The sequence below is a fragment of the Kitasatospora sp. NPDC036993 genome, assembly GCF_055607525.1.
Genome location: NZ_JBVJRP010000001.1, coordinates 22,654 through 36,381, shown reverse-complemented (window position 1 = coordinate 36,381; position 13,728 = coordinate 22,654). Strand labels below are relative to the sequence as shown.

Annotated in this window: 9 protein-coding genes; 6 read left to right on the top strand and 3 right to left on the bottom strand. The window is 72.4% G+C overall.

All coding sequences use genetic code 11. The annotated features are described in order from the left end of the window. Nucleotides 1-50: 50 nt before the first annotated feature. Complete coding sequence (locus ACZ7C5_RS00155; protein WP_470321579.1) at nucleotides 51-1,406, top strand: hypothetical protein; 1,356 nt, start codon at nucleotides 51-53, stop codon at nucleotides 1,404-1,406. Further along, nucleotides 1,403-2,176: an isocitrate lyase/PEP mutase family protein gene (locus tag ACZ7C5_RS00150; RefSeq protein ID WP_470321578.1), complete on the top strand. Its 774-nt coding sequence runs from the start codon at nucleotides 1,403-1,405 to the stop codon at nucleotides 2,174-2,176. Before ACZ7C5_RS00155 ends, ACZ7C5_RS00150 begins: the two co-directional genes overlap by 4 nt. A gap of 72 nt (nucleotides 2,177-2,248) precedes the next feature. Here ACZ7C5_RS00150 and ACZ7C5_RS00145 read toward each other — a convergent pair whose 3' ends face one another. Beyond that, nucleotides 2,249-3,022 carry a TetR/AcrR family transcriptional regulator C-terminal domain-containing protein gene (locus ACZ7C5_RS00145; protein WP_401080608.1) on the bottom strand — a complete coding sequence of 258 codons (774 nt, stop codon included), beginning with the start codon at nucleotides 3,020-3,022 and terminating at the stop codon, nucleotides 2,249-2,251. Between the two features lie 295 nt (nucleotides 3,023-3,317). Between ACZ7C5_RS00145 and ACZ7C5_RS00140 the strand changes: the two genes are divergently transcribed. Genes ACZ7C5_RS00140 through ACZ7C5_RS00130 form a run of 3 tightly spaced genes read left to right on the top strand, consistent with a single transcriptional unit; the run spans nucleotide 3,318 to nucleotide 5,711 of the window. Then, on the top strand, nucleotides 3,318-4,832 hold the full coding sequence (locus ACZ7C5_RS00140) for an MFS transporter (protein ID WP_401080606.1): 1,515 nt from the start codon (nucleotides 3,318-3,320) through the stop codon (nucleotides 4,830-4,832). 36 nt (nucleotides 4,833-4,868) lie between these two features. Next, nucleotides 4,869-4,994: a hypothetical protein gene (locus ACZ7C5_RS00135; protein WP_470321577.1), complete on the top strand. Its 126-nt coding sequence runs from the start codon at nucleotides 4,869-4,871 to the stop codon at nucleotides 4,992-4,994. Nucleotides 4,995-5,003: 9 nt separating this feature from the next. Next, nucleotides 5,004-5,711 (top strand): helix-turn-helix domain-containing protein, encoded by a 708-nt coding sequence (locus ACZ7C5_RS00130; protein ID WP_401080604.1) that lies wholly within the window; start codon nucleotides 5,004-5,006, stop codon nucleotides 5,709-5,711. A gap of 5 nt (nucleotides 5,712-5,716) precedes the next feature. On the opposite strand, the gene ACZ7C5_RS00125 is transcribed toward ACZ7C5_RS00130, so the two are convergent. Then, nucleotides 5,717-6,118 (bottom strand): VOC family protein, encoded by a 402-nt coding sequence (locus tag ACZ7C5_RS00125; protein WP_401080602.1) that lies wholly within the window; start codon nucleotides 6,116-6,118, stop codon nucleotides 5,717-5,719. 145 nt (nucleotides 6,119-6,263) lie between these two features. Next, the gene (locus ACZ7C5_RS00120) at nucleotides 6,264-7,592 is read right to left on the bottom strand and encodes a S28 family serine protease (RefSeq protein WP_470321576.1); all 1,329 of its coding nucleotides are present in this window, start codon (nucleotides 7,590-7,592) and stop codon (nucleotides 6,264-6,266) included. Nucleotides 7,593-8,082: 490 nt separating this feature from the next. Between ACZ7C5_RS00120 and ACZ7C5_RS00115 the strand changes: the two genes are divergently transcribed. Beyond that, nucleotides 8,083-13,680, top strand: a complete 5,598-nt coding sequence (locus tag ACZ7C5_RS00115) for a DUF4011 domain-containing protein (RefSeq protein WP_470321575.1) — start codon at nucleotides 8,083-8,085, stop codon at nucleotides 13,678-13,680. Nucleotides 13,681-13,728: the final 48 nt, after the last annotated feature.

Sequence of the window (13,728 nt, the reverse complement as noted above, 5' to 3'; positions counted from 1 at the left end):
CCCGGCACGGTTCGGCCGGGGCCGAAACGACCCGGGACCACGATGACGGCATGAGCGAAACCACGGTGATCCCCGGCCCGGCGACCCTGACCTTCTCCCGCTACGACGACGTGACGGCGGCCCTGGCCGACCCGGCGCTGGTCCCGCTGCCCGCCGCCCCCGGCGCCGCCCCAGGCACGGTGGCCTGGCTGCGCTCCGCCGTCGCCCGGTTCAGTTCGGGCGAGCCGCACGCCCGGCGCCGGGCGCTGGTGCTGGCCGACCTGGAACGGCTGGATCCGGCCCGGCTGCGGGTGGCCGCGGCCGGTGGCTTCGAGCCCGACGTACGGCTGCGGGTCGTCCGGGTGCTCGCGGCGGAGCTCGGCCTGGCCGACCCGGAGGCGGTGGCGCGGGACGTCGCGACGGTGGCGCGGGCGTACTTCGCCGACGAGCCGGCCGACCCGGAGGCGGACTCGGCGGTGGCCCGGCTGCTGCCCGCGATGGGGGACCGGGACGAGGAGACGGCCGCGAACCGGATCGGCCTGCTCGTCCAGGCCTGCGACGCCACCGCCGCGCTGGTGGAGTCCGCCCGCCGGCACCGGGACGGGCTGAACGGCGTGCTGCGCGCGGACCCGCCGCTGCGGACGATGCGCCGGCTCGCCGCCCGGGCGACCGAGGTCGGTGGCGTCCCGGTACCGGCCGGGAGCAGGGTCCTGCTCGACATCGGGGCCGCCCAGGCCGGTGCGCCGGAGGGCGTCGCGCTCACCTTCGGCGCCCCGCCCCGGGGCTGCCCCGGCCGCTCGCAGGCCCTGGTCATCGCGGAGGGCGTCCTGTACGGCGCCTCCGACCCGGCGGACACCGGGACGTCCGCCGACACGCCGCCGAAGCAGGGCCTGACAAAGGCCGAACTCGCCGCGATGGTACCTGAGATGGTCGACCATGTACTCGCGTCGGCGGCCGGCTGGACGGCCTGGGACGGCCGTCCGATCGTCAACGGTGACGGCCGAACCTATGCTCCGCACAAGGTGGTTCGCCGCATCGCCGACCATCTCGTCGACCATCTGGCGGAGTTGGAGGCCAGGCTGGCCGGAGAGCCGACCGAGCCGGACCACTGGCACGCCTCCGGCATCACCACCCCGGCCGACCTCGCCCCGTTCACCGCCGCCGACCTGGACGAGGCCCGCAGCCGGCTGACCAGGCTGGCCGGGATCTGGTCCCGGCGGGTCGCCGCGCTCCCCGACGAGTGGCTGGACGACTCGCCGGGTACGGGCTGGAGTTTCCGGCAGATCGTCTGCCACGTCTCCGGGGCCGGGTACTACTACGCGGACTCGGTCGGGAGCCTGACGGACCCGGTCGGGAGCCTGACGGACGGCCCGAGTGACCCGAGTGATCCGAGTGACCCGAACGAGCCGGAGGAGACGACCCGATGACCCCCTTCACCGCCCTGCACCACCGGCCCGGCCACCCGCTGCTGCTCCCCAACGCCTGGGACCACGCCTCGGCCGTCGCCCTCGCCGCCCAGGGCCACCCCGCGATCGGCACCACCAGCCTGGGCGTGGCGGCCGTCGCCGGCCTGCCCGACGGCGCCGCCGCCACCCGCGCGGAGACCGTACGGCTGGCGCGCCGGCTCGGGCGCCGCGGCTTCCTGCTCAGCGTCGACGCGGAGTCCGGGTTCAGCGACGACCCGGACGAAGTCGCCCAGCTGGCAGTCGAGTTGGCGAAGGCCGGCGCGGTCGGCATCAATTTGGAGGACGGCCGGGCGGACGGCACGCTGACCCCGTCCGACCGCCACGCCGCGAAGATCGCGGCGGTGAAGCAGGCCGCGCCGGAGCTGTTCGTGAACGCCCGCACCGACCCGTACTGGTGCGGGCAGGACGCCCCCGAGGCGGAGACGCTCCGGCGCCTGGCGGCCTACCAACAGGCGGGCGCGGACGGCGTGTTCGTCCCCGGGCTGACCGATCCCGTGGTCATCGCCCGGTTGGTCGGCGAGCTCGCCGTCCCGCTCAACATCCTCTGGTCGCCGGCCGGCCCCGGCCTCCCCGAGCTGGCCTCGCTCGGGGTGGCCCGGGTCAGTCTGGGCTCGCTGCTGTACCGCGCGGCGCTGGCGGCGGCGCTGGCCACGGCGGCGGCCGTCGCGGCGGACGAGCCGGTCGCCCCGGTACCCGGGTACGCGGAGGTGCAGGCGCTCAGCGGGAGTTGAGCGGGGTGCTCGGCGGGCGCCGGTCGGAGTGTCCGGCCGTCATCGGGGTCCGGGGCGGGGGCTGAGGGGTGCTCAGCTCTTGCGCCGGGCCGTCAGGGACGCCTCGATCCCGTTCAGGATGACGGTGATGCCGCGGGTGAAGCTGGTGTCCCGGCCCGCGGCGACCTCCTCCGGCACCTCGGTGGTGTACAGCCGGTGCAGCCGCGGGAACTCCTTGGTGGCCTCGATGACTGCGGGCAGCAGCTGGTCCATCCACTCCTGCTCGTCCTGGCCGCTGCGGGCCAGTGCGCTCACCCAGGAGGCTTCCACGCAGGCCGTCCCGATGGTGTAGCCCATCACCGCGCTCATCGCGTCGCTCGCCTCGCCGGTTTCGAAGCCGTCCGTCTCCAGTACGACCAGGAAGGCCTCGGAGAGCCGCATCCAGTTGGGGCCGAGGTAGATCATCCCGACGTCGCCGATCACCGAGACCATCCACGGGTGTCGCATGATCGCGGCGCGCATGCTCTCGGCCAGCTCCATGACCGTCGCGCGCCAGGCCCCGGGCTGCTCGGAGCCCTCGGCCCCGGGCAGCGGGAGGCTGCCGAAGACCTGGTCGACGACCAGGGCGAGCAGTTCGTCCTTGTTGGAGACGTGGGTGTACAGCGAGGTCGCGCCGGCGTTCAGGCGGGCGGCGAGCTTGCGCATGCTCAGCGCCTCGATGCCGTCGGAGTCCAGCAGCGCGAAGGCCTCGGCGACGATCTGCTCCCGGCTGAGGGTGGGCTGTTCCCGTCGCCGCTGGGGGCGGTTCCACGGCGTGGGGATGCCTGCTGTCGTACCTGTCGTACCGCCCTCTGATGTGGCCGCCATCGGGCCCTCCTCACCAATCGTCCGGACCCGGTCCGGTTCGGCGCAGCTCGCCGCAGGTTGCTGCGAACAGTGTACGGCGAGGAGAACAGTGTGCGGAGTGCGAGCGGTGTACGGCATTGCGAACAGTGTTCGGAGTCCGTACAGTGTTCGGAGTGGCGCACACCGTTCCCCTGGGGACGGAGGGCGGTGTGTGCCGCGACGACTTCTGCGCGGCACCGGTCACAGTCACGGCCACGGCTACGGCCACGGCCGCCACCGCCTGCGCGTCATTCCGAAGCTCGAAGGGGGAAACGCCGTGGAACGTCATCCGCAGCGCTGGCTCATTCTGATCGTGCTCTGTCTCAGCAGCCTGGTGCTGGTGATCGACAACATGGTGCTCACGGTGTCCATCCCGCCGATCGCGGAGGACCTCAAGGCCGGGGCACAGGACATCCAGTGGATCATCGACTCGTACATCCTGGTCTTCGCCGGCCTGCTGCTCACCTCGGGCAGCCTCTCCGACCGCTTCGGACGGCGGAAGGTGATGATCGTCGGACTGGCACTGTTCGGCGCCGCCTCGCTGGTCGCGGCGTACGCCGGCAGCCCCGGTGAACTGATCGCCGGGCGCGTCCTGATGGGCGTCGGCGGCGCGCTGGTCATGCCGAGCACGCTCTCGATCCTGATCACCGTCTTCGACGACGAGGAGCGCCCGAAGGCGATCGCCGCCTGGACCGCGGTGGCCATGGTCGGCCTGGTCGGCGGTCCGGTGCTGGGCGGCGCGCTGATCGCGCACTTCTGGTGGGGCGCGGTCTTCCTGCTCAACGTGCCGATCGCGGCGGTCGCCATCCTCGCCGCGGTGCTGCTGATGCCGGAGTCCAAGGGACCGTGGCGCCGGCCCGACCTGCCGGGCATGGTGCTGTCGATGGTCGGCATGACGGCGCTGGTCTGGTCGATCATCGTGCTGCCCCGGGACGGCTTCACCAGCGCCGGCACCCTCGGCGGGTTCGTCCTCGCCGCAGCTGCGCTGACCGGGTTCGCCGTCCGCCAGGTCCGCACCGGCTCGCCGATGGTCCCGCTCAAGCTGTTCCGCAACCGGGTCTTCACCGGCGCCAGCTTCTCGCTCGTCCTGCTGACCTTCGCCACCGGCGGGCTGATGCTGGTCCTCACCCAGTACCTCCAGTTCGTGCTGGAGTTCTCGCCCACCGACACCGGCCTCGCCTTCATCCCGCTGGCCATCGCCTCGCTGGTGTTCAACGCGATCGGCGCGGTGATCGGCAAGAAGGTCCCGGCGCGGGTGCTCACCTCGATCGGCATGCTGGTCATCGCGGCCGGCTTCGGGCTGCTGGCCACCCTCTCGGTCGGCGACGGCTTCACCAAGGTCGGCCTGGCCATGCTGGTGCTCGGCATCGGCTCCGGCCTCGGCATGCCGGCCGCCGCCAACGCGCTCATGGGCGCCATCCCCGGTGAGCACGCGGGCGTCGGCTCCGCGCTCAACGACACCATCCAGCAGTCCGGCGCGGCACTCGGTGTGGCCATCCTCGGCACCGTGCTCTCCGGCACCTACACCGGCGCGATGCCCGACTCCGCCCCCGCCGCCGCCCGCCACGACATCACCGGCGCCCTCGCGCTGGGCGGCTCCACCGGGGACGGCGGACTGGTCGCGGCGGCCCGGGAGGCGTTCAACACCGCCACCTCCACCACCTTCACGGTGGGCGGCATCGCGGTCCTCGCGGCCGCGGCGCTCACCCTGGTACTGATGCGCGACCCGCGGAAGGCCACCGGAGGCGGGGCCGAGGCTCCGGCGGTGCCGGACGTCGAGCCGGTCGCCTGACCCCGGCCTCGGTCCTTGGTCTTCGGCCTTGGCCCGATGGCCCGATCCATGGCCCTGACCGCCCTGACCGCCCTGACCGCCCTGACCGCCCTGACCGCCCCGACCGCCCCGTGCGGCCGGGGCGGTCGGCGTCCGCGCGCCTCCGGCCCGCCCGGCGCGTAGCCTCGCGTCATGTCCTCCGAGTACCTGGAGCGCGCGTCCCGGCTGCCCGGCGCGGTCGTCTGGACGAAGCAGGCCCTCGGGCGTACGGGCGCCGACGGGGCCGGCCCCGTCCTGCCCGACGGCTGCATGGACCTGCTGTGGACGCGGGGGCGGCTGCTGGTCGCGGGGCCGGACACCCGGGCCTTCCGCCCAGGCCCCGGACTGCGCGGCCCCTGGGCCGGGGTGCGCTTCCGCCCCGGCGCGGCTCCCGCCCTGCTCGGCGTCCCCGCGCACGAACTGCTGGACCACCGCGTCGAGTTGGCCGATCTGCGGCCTGCCGCCGAGGTGCGTCGCCTCACCGAGCGGATCGACGCGGCCCCCGACCCGGCCGCCGCGCTGGAGTCCCTGGCCCTGCACCTGGCGGCCGGAGCGCGGCCCGAGGACCCGCGGATCCGGGCGGTGGCCGACTCGCTCGCCGCCGGACGGTCCGTCGCCGCCACGGCCGAGGCGGTCGGCCTCGGAGCCCGCCAGCTGCACCGCCGCTCACTGACCGCCTTCGGCTACGGTCCCAAGACCCTCGCCCGCATCCTGCGCATGCAGCGCGCCCTCGCCCTGGCCCGCTCCGGCGTCCCGCTGGCCGACACGGCGGCTCGGGCCGGCTACGCGGACCAGGCCCACCTGGCCCGCGACGTACGGGAGTTGGCGGGCATGCCGGTGACCGCCCTGCTGCTCGGATAGTCCCGCTACAGCGGCGCGAGCAGGTCCACCCCGTTGCCGTCCGGGTCGTGCACCACGGCGTACCGCTGCCCCCAGAAGGCGTCCCACGGCTCCAGCTCCCCGTGGTACCCGGCGCCGGTCAGCTCCTCGTACAGCGCGTCCACCTGCGCGGGGCCCGCACAGCGGAACGCCAGCGCGGCCCGCGTGCCGCCGCTCGGCGGCTGCCAGGAGGGATGGAACGACCGGATGGTGGACTCGGCGTCGAGCACCAGGAGCAGCCCGCCGGGCAACTCGGCCTCGACGTGCGGCTCGCGTTCGGCCCCCTCGGGGAACTCGATCCCCAGCCGCCGGTAGAAGGCGACCGAGGCGGCCACGTCCGAGACGGCGAGACCGATGAAGGCGAACTGCGGTGCGGAAGTGCTGTTCATGCCCGCCACGCTAGGCGCTCTCGCCCGCCCGGTCTTGAACGAATCGGACACCGGGCGGCTGCCCCTGCCCCTGCCCCTGCCCTTGCTCCGGCCCCGGCCCCGGCCCTGCCCGCCGGGTCCGGGACCGGTGCGCGGCGCGGGGGCGCTACACCGCCGCCCACCGTCGCAGCGTGGCCGCCGCCGTCGCGGCGTCGGCGGCGGGCAGCTTGGCGATGCGCGCCGCGTGGGTGCCCCCCGGCACCTGGAACAGGTAGGAGTCCCGGGAGCCCCGGCCCAGCCGGAACGGCTCGGCCACCGACGGGTCGGCGCCGCCGTTGACGAACATCAGCCGGTCACCGTGGGTGCGGACCCACCGGTCCACGTCGCGCATCGCCTGCGGCTGGTAGCGCAGCGGGACGTCACGGGGGACGAAGGTGCGCGGCTCGGTGGCGCCGGGGTAGCGGAGCAGGCCGTCCAGGTGGGCCGTCTCGACCGGGAAGTACCCCAGCTGGGTGCCCAACTGGTAGAAGTACGGGACGAACTCGTTCGCCACCGAGTCCGCGTAGACCTGGAGTTGGGCGACGTCGGAGAGCCAGCCGTACAGCGTGTCGTCGGAGGCGTCCGGAGCCGGCACGGCCGGGCAGGCGGCCTGTCCGCGGCCCTGCCAGAACATGAACGGTGCCCGCAGCACGGCGATCTCGAAGGCCTTGTCGGCACTGCCGACCAGCCGGAAGCCGTCGCCCCGGGAGTCCGCCCACGCCTGGTACCCGGCGACCAGGGCGGTGCGGCGCTCCAGCAGGGCACGCTGGGCGGCCTGGAGGGCGCCGCGGCATTCGGGGGTGCCGACGGTGCGCAGGAAGTCGAGGTAGGCGGAGTCCTCGTGGTCGTCGACGTTGTTCGGCGCGGAGTAGGCGACCGAGCCGGCCACGTCCTGCGGGTAGAAGCGACGGTGGTAGACGGTGGTCATGCCGCCCTTGCTGCCGCCGGTGGAGATCCAGGCCGCCCGGTAGACCGCGCGCAACGCCTCGACCACGCGGTGGTGGTCGGCCGCGGCCTGCCGGATGTCGAGGTCGGTCCAGTCCGCGGACTCGGGCCGGGAGGTGCCGAAGAACCGCTGCTCCGTGCTCACCTGGTTGGCGTCCAGCAACTCGGTGGGCTCCACGCGGAACTGGGCGGTGGAGACGGCGTAGCCGCTGGTGTACAGCACGGTCGGCCGGTCCGTGCCCCGGTGCAGGAGCGTGAGGCGCTGCTCGAAACCGCCCTTCTCCGGGTGCCGGTGGTCGGTGGGCTGGTGCAGCGTCAGGACGAAGAAGCGGAACCCGCTCGCGGCCTGCTGCTCCTCCACGACGCGCAGACCCGGCACCGCCTCGATGGCCGCCCGGATGTCGGCCGGTCCCGTCTCCTGCGCGGCCGCGGCGGGCCCCGCGGCCACACCGGCCAGCAGCACCGCCACGGTGGCCTGCGCCAGCACCTGCCCGATACGCCTGAACAACATGGTCGCCTCCCCGGTCGTCGATGCCCCGAGTCAACCGGGCCGACGACGGCCACGGATCCCGCCCCGGCGGGTCCGCGGCTCCCTCCCGGGAGGGAGCCGCAGCCGAGGGACGACGTACGGCTGCGGCCTGAAACGACGAAGGCCCGGACCGCGTGATGCGGTCCGGGCCTTCTGTCAGCGGAGGATATGAGATTCGAACTCGTGAGAGGTTTCCCCCACACGCTTTCCAAATGTTCGTCCGGCTGTCCGCGGAGGGCCGTAGGGGGTCCTGACCTGTAGCGGAATGGCCTGTCGACTGGACTGTGAACGGCGCCGGACGGGGGTGAATGCAACCAGAACTGCAATCAGGCTCTTTGCCTCGGGCCTCTTCTGTGCGGCGGAGGCCACCTCTCGGCCGCTGTTAGCCCTGGGCGCAAACCTCTCGCCACCGCGGGGAGCCCTCGCCCTGACGGTGTGCGGCTGTCGCGATGCCCCGGCCAGGGATGCCCTGATGGTCGGTGGACCGTGCACTTCTCTCTCGGTTACCGGGCGAACGCACTATGCTTCCGCCACTCGGCTTTCACGATTCTCGCACCATCTGATCGGTTCGAACGGAGTCACCAGCATGGCCCACCGCCGCTCCGGACACCACAGTGCCGCCGACCCTTTGAGGTCGGTTCTGGAGTCCTGGCAGAAGTCTCTGATCGACTTGGGCTTCCGCAACCGGCTGGTGCACTACCGGCGCAGCAGCAGGCAGGCGGGCGCGGACATCATCGCGCCGGGGCTGGCGCAGGTGCTGGAGGCTCTGCCCAAAGGTTGCTTGTTCGCCCAGGTGTCGGCGAATTCCATCGCCGCCGTCCAGCCGGAGCCCGACCCGTCCGAGCACCTCGGCGGTGTGGTTGCAGCCCTTACTGGAAGCCGCCCCATCGACACCCCCGCCTCCCGGACAGGCGCCGGCACCACCCGGCTCGCCCTGCGCACCACCAAGGCGACCCAGGCCGAACAGGACAGGCACCTCAAGCGCCTGGCCACCGTCGCGCAGGAGAAGTACAACGACTACGGCCTGTGGGTGTTGCACCTCGGTGTGGGCTTCCTCCAGTGGCGTCCGGCTGCCGATGCCGACCCCGTCGCCTCGCCTCTGTTCTTGGTGCCGGTGCGGTTGCGCAGATGGAGGGGAGACTCCTTCCTCCTGGAGCTCAACGGCGACGAGGAGCCGAGCTTCAACCCGGCGCTGGCCGTCAAGATGGAGGAAATGGGCATCGAGTGGCCGGCTCCGGAGCAGATCGAGCTCACCGACGCCCCGGCCATGCTGGATCAGGTCAGGCGGGCCGTCTCGGCCCGTAGCGGCTGGCAGGTCAGCGAGCGCATCGTGCTGGACGCCTTCAACTCCAGCAAGGAGGTGATGTACCGGGACCTGCGGGACAACATGCAACGGATCCTGGGGAGCCCGTTGGTGCGTTCCTTGGGCCTGGGCGCCGACGCGGCCGGCACCGCGGACTCGCTGGACTTCGATCCGGTGCCGCTGAACCTGATCGACCAGAAACAGCCACCGGAGCAGGCTCCGCTCGTGCTGGACGCCGACTCCTCCCAGCGCCAGTGTGTCGCTGCCGCGCTCGACGGCCGCAGCTTCGTGATGGACGGCCCGCCCGGCACCGGTAAGAGCCAGACGATCACCAACATGATCGCGGGTCTGTTGGAGAGGGGCCGAAGCGTCCTGTTCGTCAGCGAGAAGGCTGCCGCACTGGACGTGGTGCGCAACCGCCTCGAACAGGTCGGTCTGGACGACTACGTCCTCGCTCTGCACAGCAACACCGCCAACCGCAAGCTGGTCGCCCAGGAGCTCGGCCGGTCGCTCGTCGCACCCCGCCGCTCCTTCCCGGCCGCGAGCCGCGGCGAACTGCTCACCGCCGAGGAGTTGCGCCGTGAACTCTCCGGCTACGCCGCGGCGATGAACGGGCACCGCGAGGGGATGAACCGGCCCCTGCATGACGTCCTGGGACGTGTCTCGCTGTTGCACAGCCTGAAGCAGCTCGCTCCGGAGCCCGAGTTCGATGCGGCCGGCCTCACTGAGGAACGGCTGCGGGGCATCCTCGACGGCGCACGCTGGGTTTCCCGTTCCTGGCGTCCCGCCCTGGAGGGCGAGGCGTTCGCCTGGCGCGGGCTGGGGGACACGGGCGGCGAACTGGATGCACTGGCAAGAGCCCTGGAGGACCTCGCGGTCCTGCGCGGTGCCCTGGCACCGCACGCCCCACTGATGGGGGCCATGGGGTGGGACGGCCTGTACGACGCCGCATGTCTCATCGAGGCACTGAGGCTGGGTGGGGTACGGCCCATCCTGCCCCTGGCCTGGCTGGAGACCGATCCGCCCCGGATCGCCAACGGGATCCGGAACTTCGAGCGCCGGCTGGACGCGGTCGAGGCTTCTGAACGGACGGCTCACGGACTGCTCGGACCGCACTGGGCCGAGCTGGCCGACCCCTCCGGCCCGGTCTCTCCCGAGCCGAGGCCGCGAGAGCAGGCGCTGGCCGCGCTCGTCCCGTCCGGGCTGGACTTGTCCGGCATCACCGCCGAGCGGGCCACGACACTCGCCGACCGGCTGGCGGTCGATGCGCAGAACCTCGAGCGGGCACTGCGGCTGCTGGCCAACGTCGCCCGCATGTACGGCGTCCCCGCACCGGAGACCTGCGCACAGGGCCTGCGGCTGGTTCGCCTGAGCGAACTGTCGCTGCCGGAGCAGGACGAGAAGCCTCCCGCGCGGTGGCTCACCCCGGCGGGTGCGGCCCAGGCCCGTACGGCCCTGCACCGGTTGTCCGACGCGGTCGCCGATCTGCGCACGGCCCGCGACAAGGCCCGTCGGTACTTCACCGAGCGAGTCTTGGAGGAGGCCACACTGGTTGACGTGGCCCAGCGCTTCGCCACCGTGCACCGCTCGCTCACGGCGCGCATGTCCTCCTCGTACCGGGCCGACCGACGCACCGTGCGGGCCCTGCTGCCCGAGGGTGCCAAGTGCACGAAGATCGTCCTCGCGGCGCTACCGGACGCCGTGGCCTGGCAGCAGGCACAGCAGCGGCTGGAACAGGACGGCCGCCGCGAAGGCGAGATCCTCGGCCACTTCTGGCAGGGCGAGGAGACCGACTTCGCGGCCGCGGAGAAGGCACTTGGCCGCGCTGAGCAAGCCACCGAACTGGCCCCGCAACCTGTGGATCCCGAGGCGCTGAGATCCCAGCTCGCGCACGGCGGGCAGCCCCGCCCGGCTGCCCGCGAGGCAGCGCGGGACGCTGGCGAGATCCTCACCGCGTGGCGCGACTCGCTGGTGCTCCCGCCGCACCTGGGAGCCCCCTGCGATCTGGACGATGGCACCCTGGCGGACGCCGCCCACTGGAGCAGTGTCCACGTCGAGCCACTGCGGGAAGCCGCGCGGCTGCTCGAGCACGTCAACAGTGTCTCCGAGCGCGACGGCCGGACCCTTGCCGAGGCGCGCGCCGCGATCGAGGCGGCTCGGGCCGCCCGTGCCGCCGACGAGGAGTTCGCCGCCCGCGTCGAGCAGGACCGCGACTTCCTCGGCGTGCTGTACGCCGGCCGCGCCACTGCGCGTGCCGCGCTGGAACAAGCCGCGGCCTGGCTGCAGCGGCTCAGGGAAAGCTGCATGCTCGAGGACGGGGTGTTCCCTGCCGAGGCGGCCCGGATACTCCATCAGGCAGTTCCGGACAGTGAGTTGGAAGAGGCGAAGCGGTTCTGGGACCGCTCCTGCGTCCGGCTGACCGGGACGTTCGACGATCAGCGTGGGCGCGAACTGCGCGCCGCCCTGTCCGTGACGGCGTCGGCCGAGCAGCTGCTGGCCCTGCTGGACGGAGACCGCGGAGGCCCCGACGAGTGGGCGGCCTACCATCGGGGCCAGCAGGCTCTGGAGGAGGCGGGCCTGGGCGACCTGGCCGCCCGCGCCGTCCGGGTCGGTGTCACGCCGGAGGACTTCCCGCAGGTGGTGGAGAAGTCCGTGCTGCACTCCTGGGCCGACCGCGTCATCCAGAACGACCCCCGCCTGGTTTGGAACCGGGCCAAGGACCGCGACGACAAGGTCGCCGCATTCCGCGATGTCGACCGCGCCCTGGCCGAGCATGCCCGGATCAGGGTGGCGCGCACCTGCGACATGAACCGGCCCGATGTGCTCAGCAGCCCTGGCACCAAACTGATCCAGTACGAGGGCAGGAAGAAGAGGCAACACAAGCCGGTGCACGTGCTTCTTCGGGAGGCCGGCGAGGCGGCGTTGCGGGTCAAGCCCTGCTTCATGATGAGTCCCCTGACGGTCAGCCGGTTCCTGCCGCCGGACCTCACCTTCGACGTCGTGATCTTCGACGAGGCGTCCCAGGTCCTGCCGCAGGACGCGATCAACTGCATCTATCGGGCCAAGGCTCTGATCGTGGCCGGCGACGAGAACCAGCTGCCGCCCACCGCGTTCTTCACCGCCGGCGAGGACGGGGAAGACGACCCGTACGCCGAGGAGGAGGTGCCCCGCTACGAGTCGCTGCTCTCCCTTGCCAAGGGCAACGGGATGCTCAAGGAGCTCTCGCTGCGCTGGCACTACCGAAGCCGCCACGAACACCTGATCGCCTTCAGCAACCGGCAGTTCTACCGGGGTGCTATGACCACCTTCCCCGGTGCGTTCTCGGACGGGCCCGACGTGGGCGTGGCCTTCTTCAAGGCCGAGCAAGGGGTCTACCGCTCCGGTGTGGCGGCCCGCAACAACTCCGGTGAGGCCCTCGAGGTAGCCCGGCGCGTCATCCACCACTTCCGCACCCGCCCCAACCGCTCGCTGGGCGTCGTCGCGCTCTCCCAAGCCCAGGCCGAGGTGATCCGGGAGGCGGTCGATCAGGAGCGCAGGCGGCACCCCGACCTGGACGAGTGCTTCTCCGACGACCGCTTGGACGGCTTCTTCATCAAGAACCTCGAAGCGGTGCAGGGCGACGAGCGCGACGTGATGATCATGTCGGTCGGCTACGGCCCGGACGAGAACGGCAAACTCAACCAGAACTTCGGCCCGATCAACCGCAAGGACGGCTGGCGGCGGCTCAACGTCGCCGTCACCCGGGCCCGCTACCGGGTCGAGGTGGTGGCCTCCTTCGAGCCCGAGAACCTCCGGCCGTCCGAGAGCGAGAGCTTCGAACACTTCGCCCGCTACCTCAAGTACGCCAAGTACGGGCCCGTTGTCCTCGCCCAGGAGACCGAGGACAGCGACGCCGTGACCGAGAGCCCCTTCGAGGAATCGGTGCTGGAGGTTCTGCGCGGCTGGGGATACACCGTCCAGCCACAGGTGGGCGTCGCCGGCTACCGCATCGACCTGGGGGTGCGCGACCCGCAGCGTCCCGGCCGCTACGCACTGGGCATCGAGTGCGACGGCGCCATGTACCACTCCTCGAAGACCGCCCGCGACCGCGACCGGCTGCGCGAGGCCATGCTCACCGGGCTCGGCTGGACACTGCACCGCATCTGGGGCACCGACTGGTACCGCAACCGCGCGGAGGCCGAGGCCCGGCTGAGAACCGCCGTTGAGCGGGCCGCCGCCCGGAGCGTGAGCGTCACCCCACAGCGGAGCGCCACGCCGGTCGCCGCTGTGTCGGAGGATGCCGGGGCGTTGACAGCACCCCGGCAGCCCTCGCCCAGCGGCAAGGTGTTGGCTGTGGTTGTGCTGCCAGCGTCCACGGAACAACGGATCCGTCACGAACTGGAACAGCTGCGAGCGGAGTTGGAACAGCAGTCCGGCTCCGCCGGGCGCGACTCACGTCCGCGGGCCCGTGCCGACCAGCAGCGCAGGCAGCGCGGGCGCACCGAGCAACTGGAGGAGCGCGCGGCCTTGCTCAAGGCGTACCTGACCGGCGACCGTAAGGCCGCGACGGACGCTGTGTGCCCCGGCCGCCTGGTCCGGGTGGACTTCGACGGGGAGCAGCAGGAGTACGAGATCACGTCCCAGGAGCCGCACTCAGCGGACGTGGAGAAGCTCAGCCCCTTTACCCCGCTCGGACAGGCCCTGTCCGGCCATACGGCCGGCAGTCGCGTCGAGTACGAGCACGACGGGCGCCGTGCGGCCGTGCGCCTGCTGGCGGTGAGGGACTGACGGCACGCTGGTGCGCGTCAGCGGGCGGCATCCCGGCTCGGGAGGCCG

What these genes read in the sequence shown, in the direction of transcription:
- ACZ7C5_RS00155 (WP_470321579.1), top strand. Translation starts at nt 51, where the DNA reads ATGAGCGAAACCACGGTGATCCCCGGCCCGGCGACCCTGACCTTCTCC.
- ACZ7C5_RS00150 (WP_470321578.1), top strand. Translation starts at nt 1,403, where the DNA reads ATGACCCCCTTCACCGCCCTGCACCACCGGCCCGGCCACCCGCTGCTG.
- ACZ7C5_RS00145 (WP_401080608.1), bottom strand. Translation starts at nt 3,022, where the DNA reads ATGGCGGCCACATCAGAGGGCGGTACGACAGGTACGACAGCAGGCATC.
- ACZ7C5_RS00135 (WP_470321577.1), top strand. Translation starts at nt 4,869, where the DNA reads ATGGCCCGATCCATGGCCCTGACCGCCCTGACCGCCCTGACCGCCCTG.
- ACZ7C5_RS00130 (WP_401080604.1), top strand. Translation starts at nt 5,004, where the DNA reads ATGTCCTCCGAGTACCTGGAGCGCGCGTCCCGGCTGCCCGGCGCGGTC.
- ACZ7C5_RS00125 (WP_401080602.1), bottom strand. Translation starts at nt 6,118, where the DNA reads ATGAACAGCACTTCCGCACCGCAGTTCGCCTTCATCGGTCTCGCCGTC.
- ACZ7C5_RS00120 (WP_470321576.1), bottom strand. Translation starts at nt 7,592, where the DNA reads ATGTTGTTCAGGCGTATCGGGCAGGTGCTGGCGCAGGCCACCGTGGCG.
- ACZ7C5_RS00115 (WP_470321575.1), top strand. Translation starts at nt 8,083, where the DNA reads ATGGTCGGTGGACCGTGCACTTCTCTCTCGGTTACCGGGCGAACGCAC.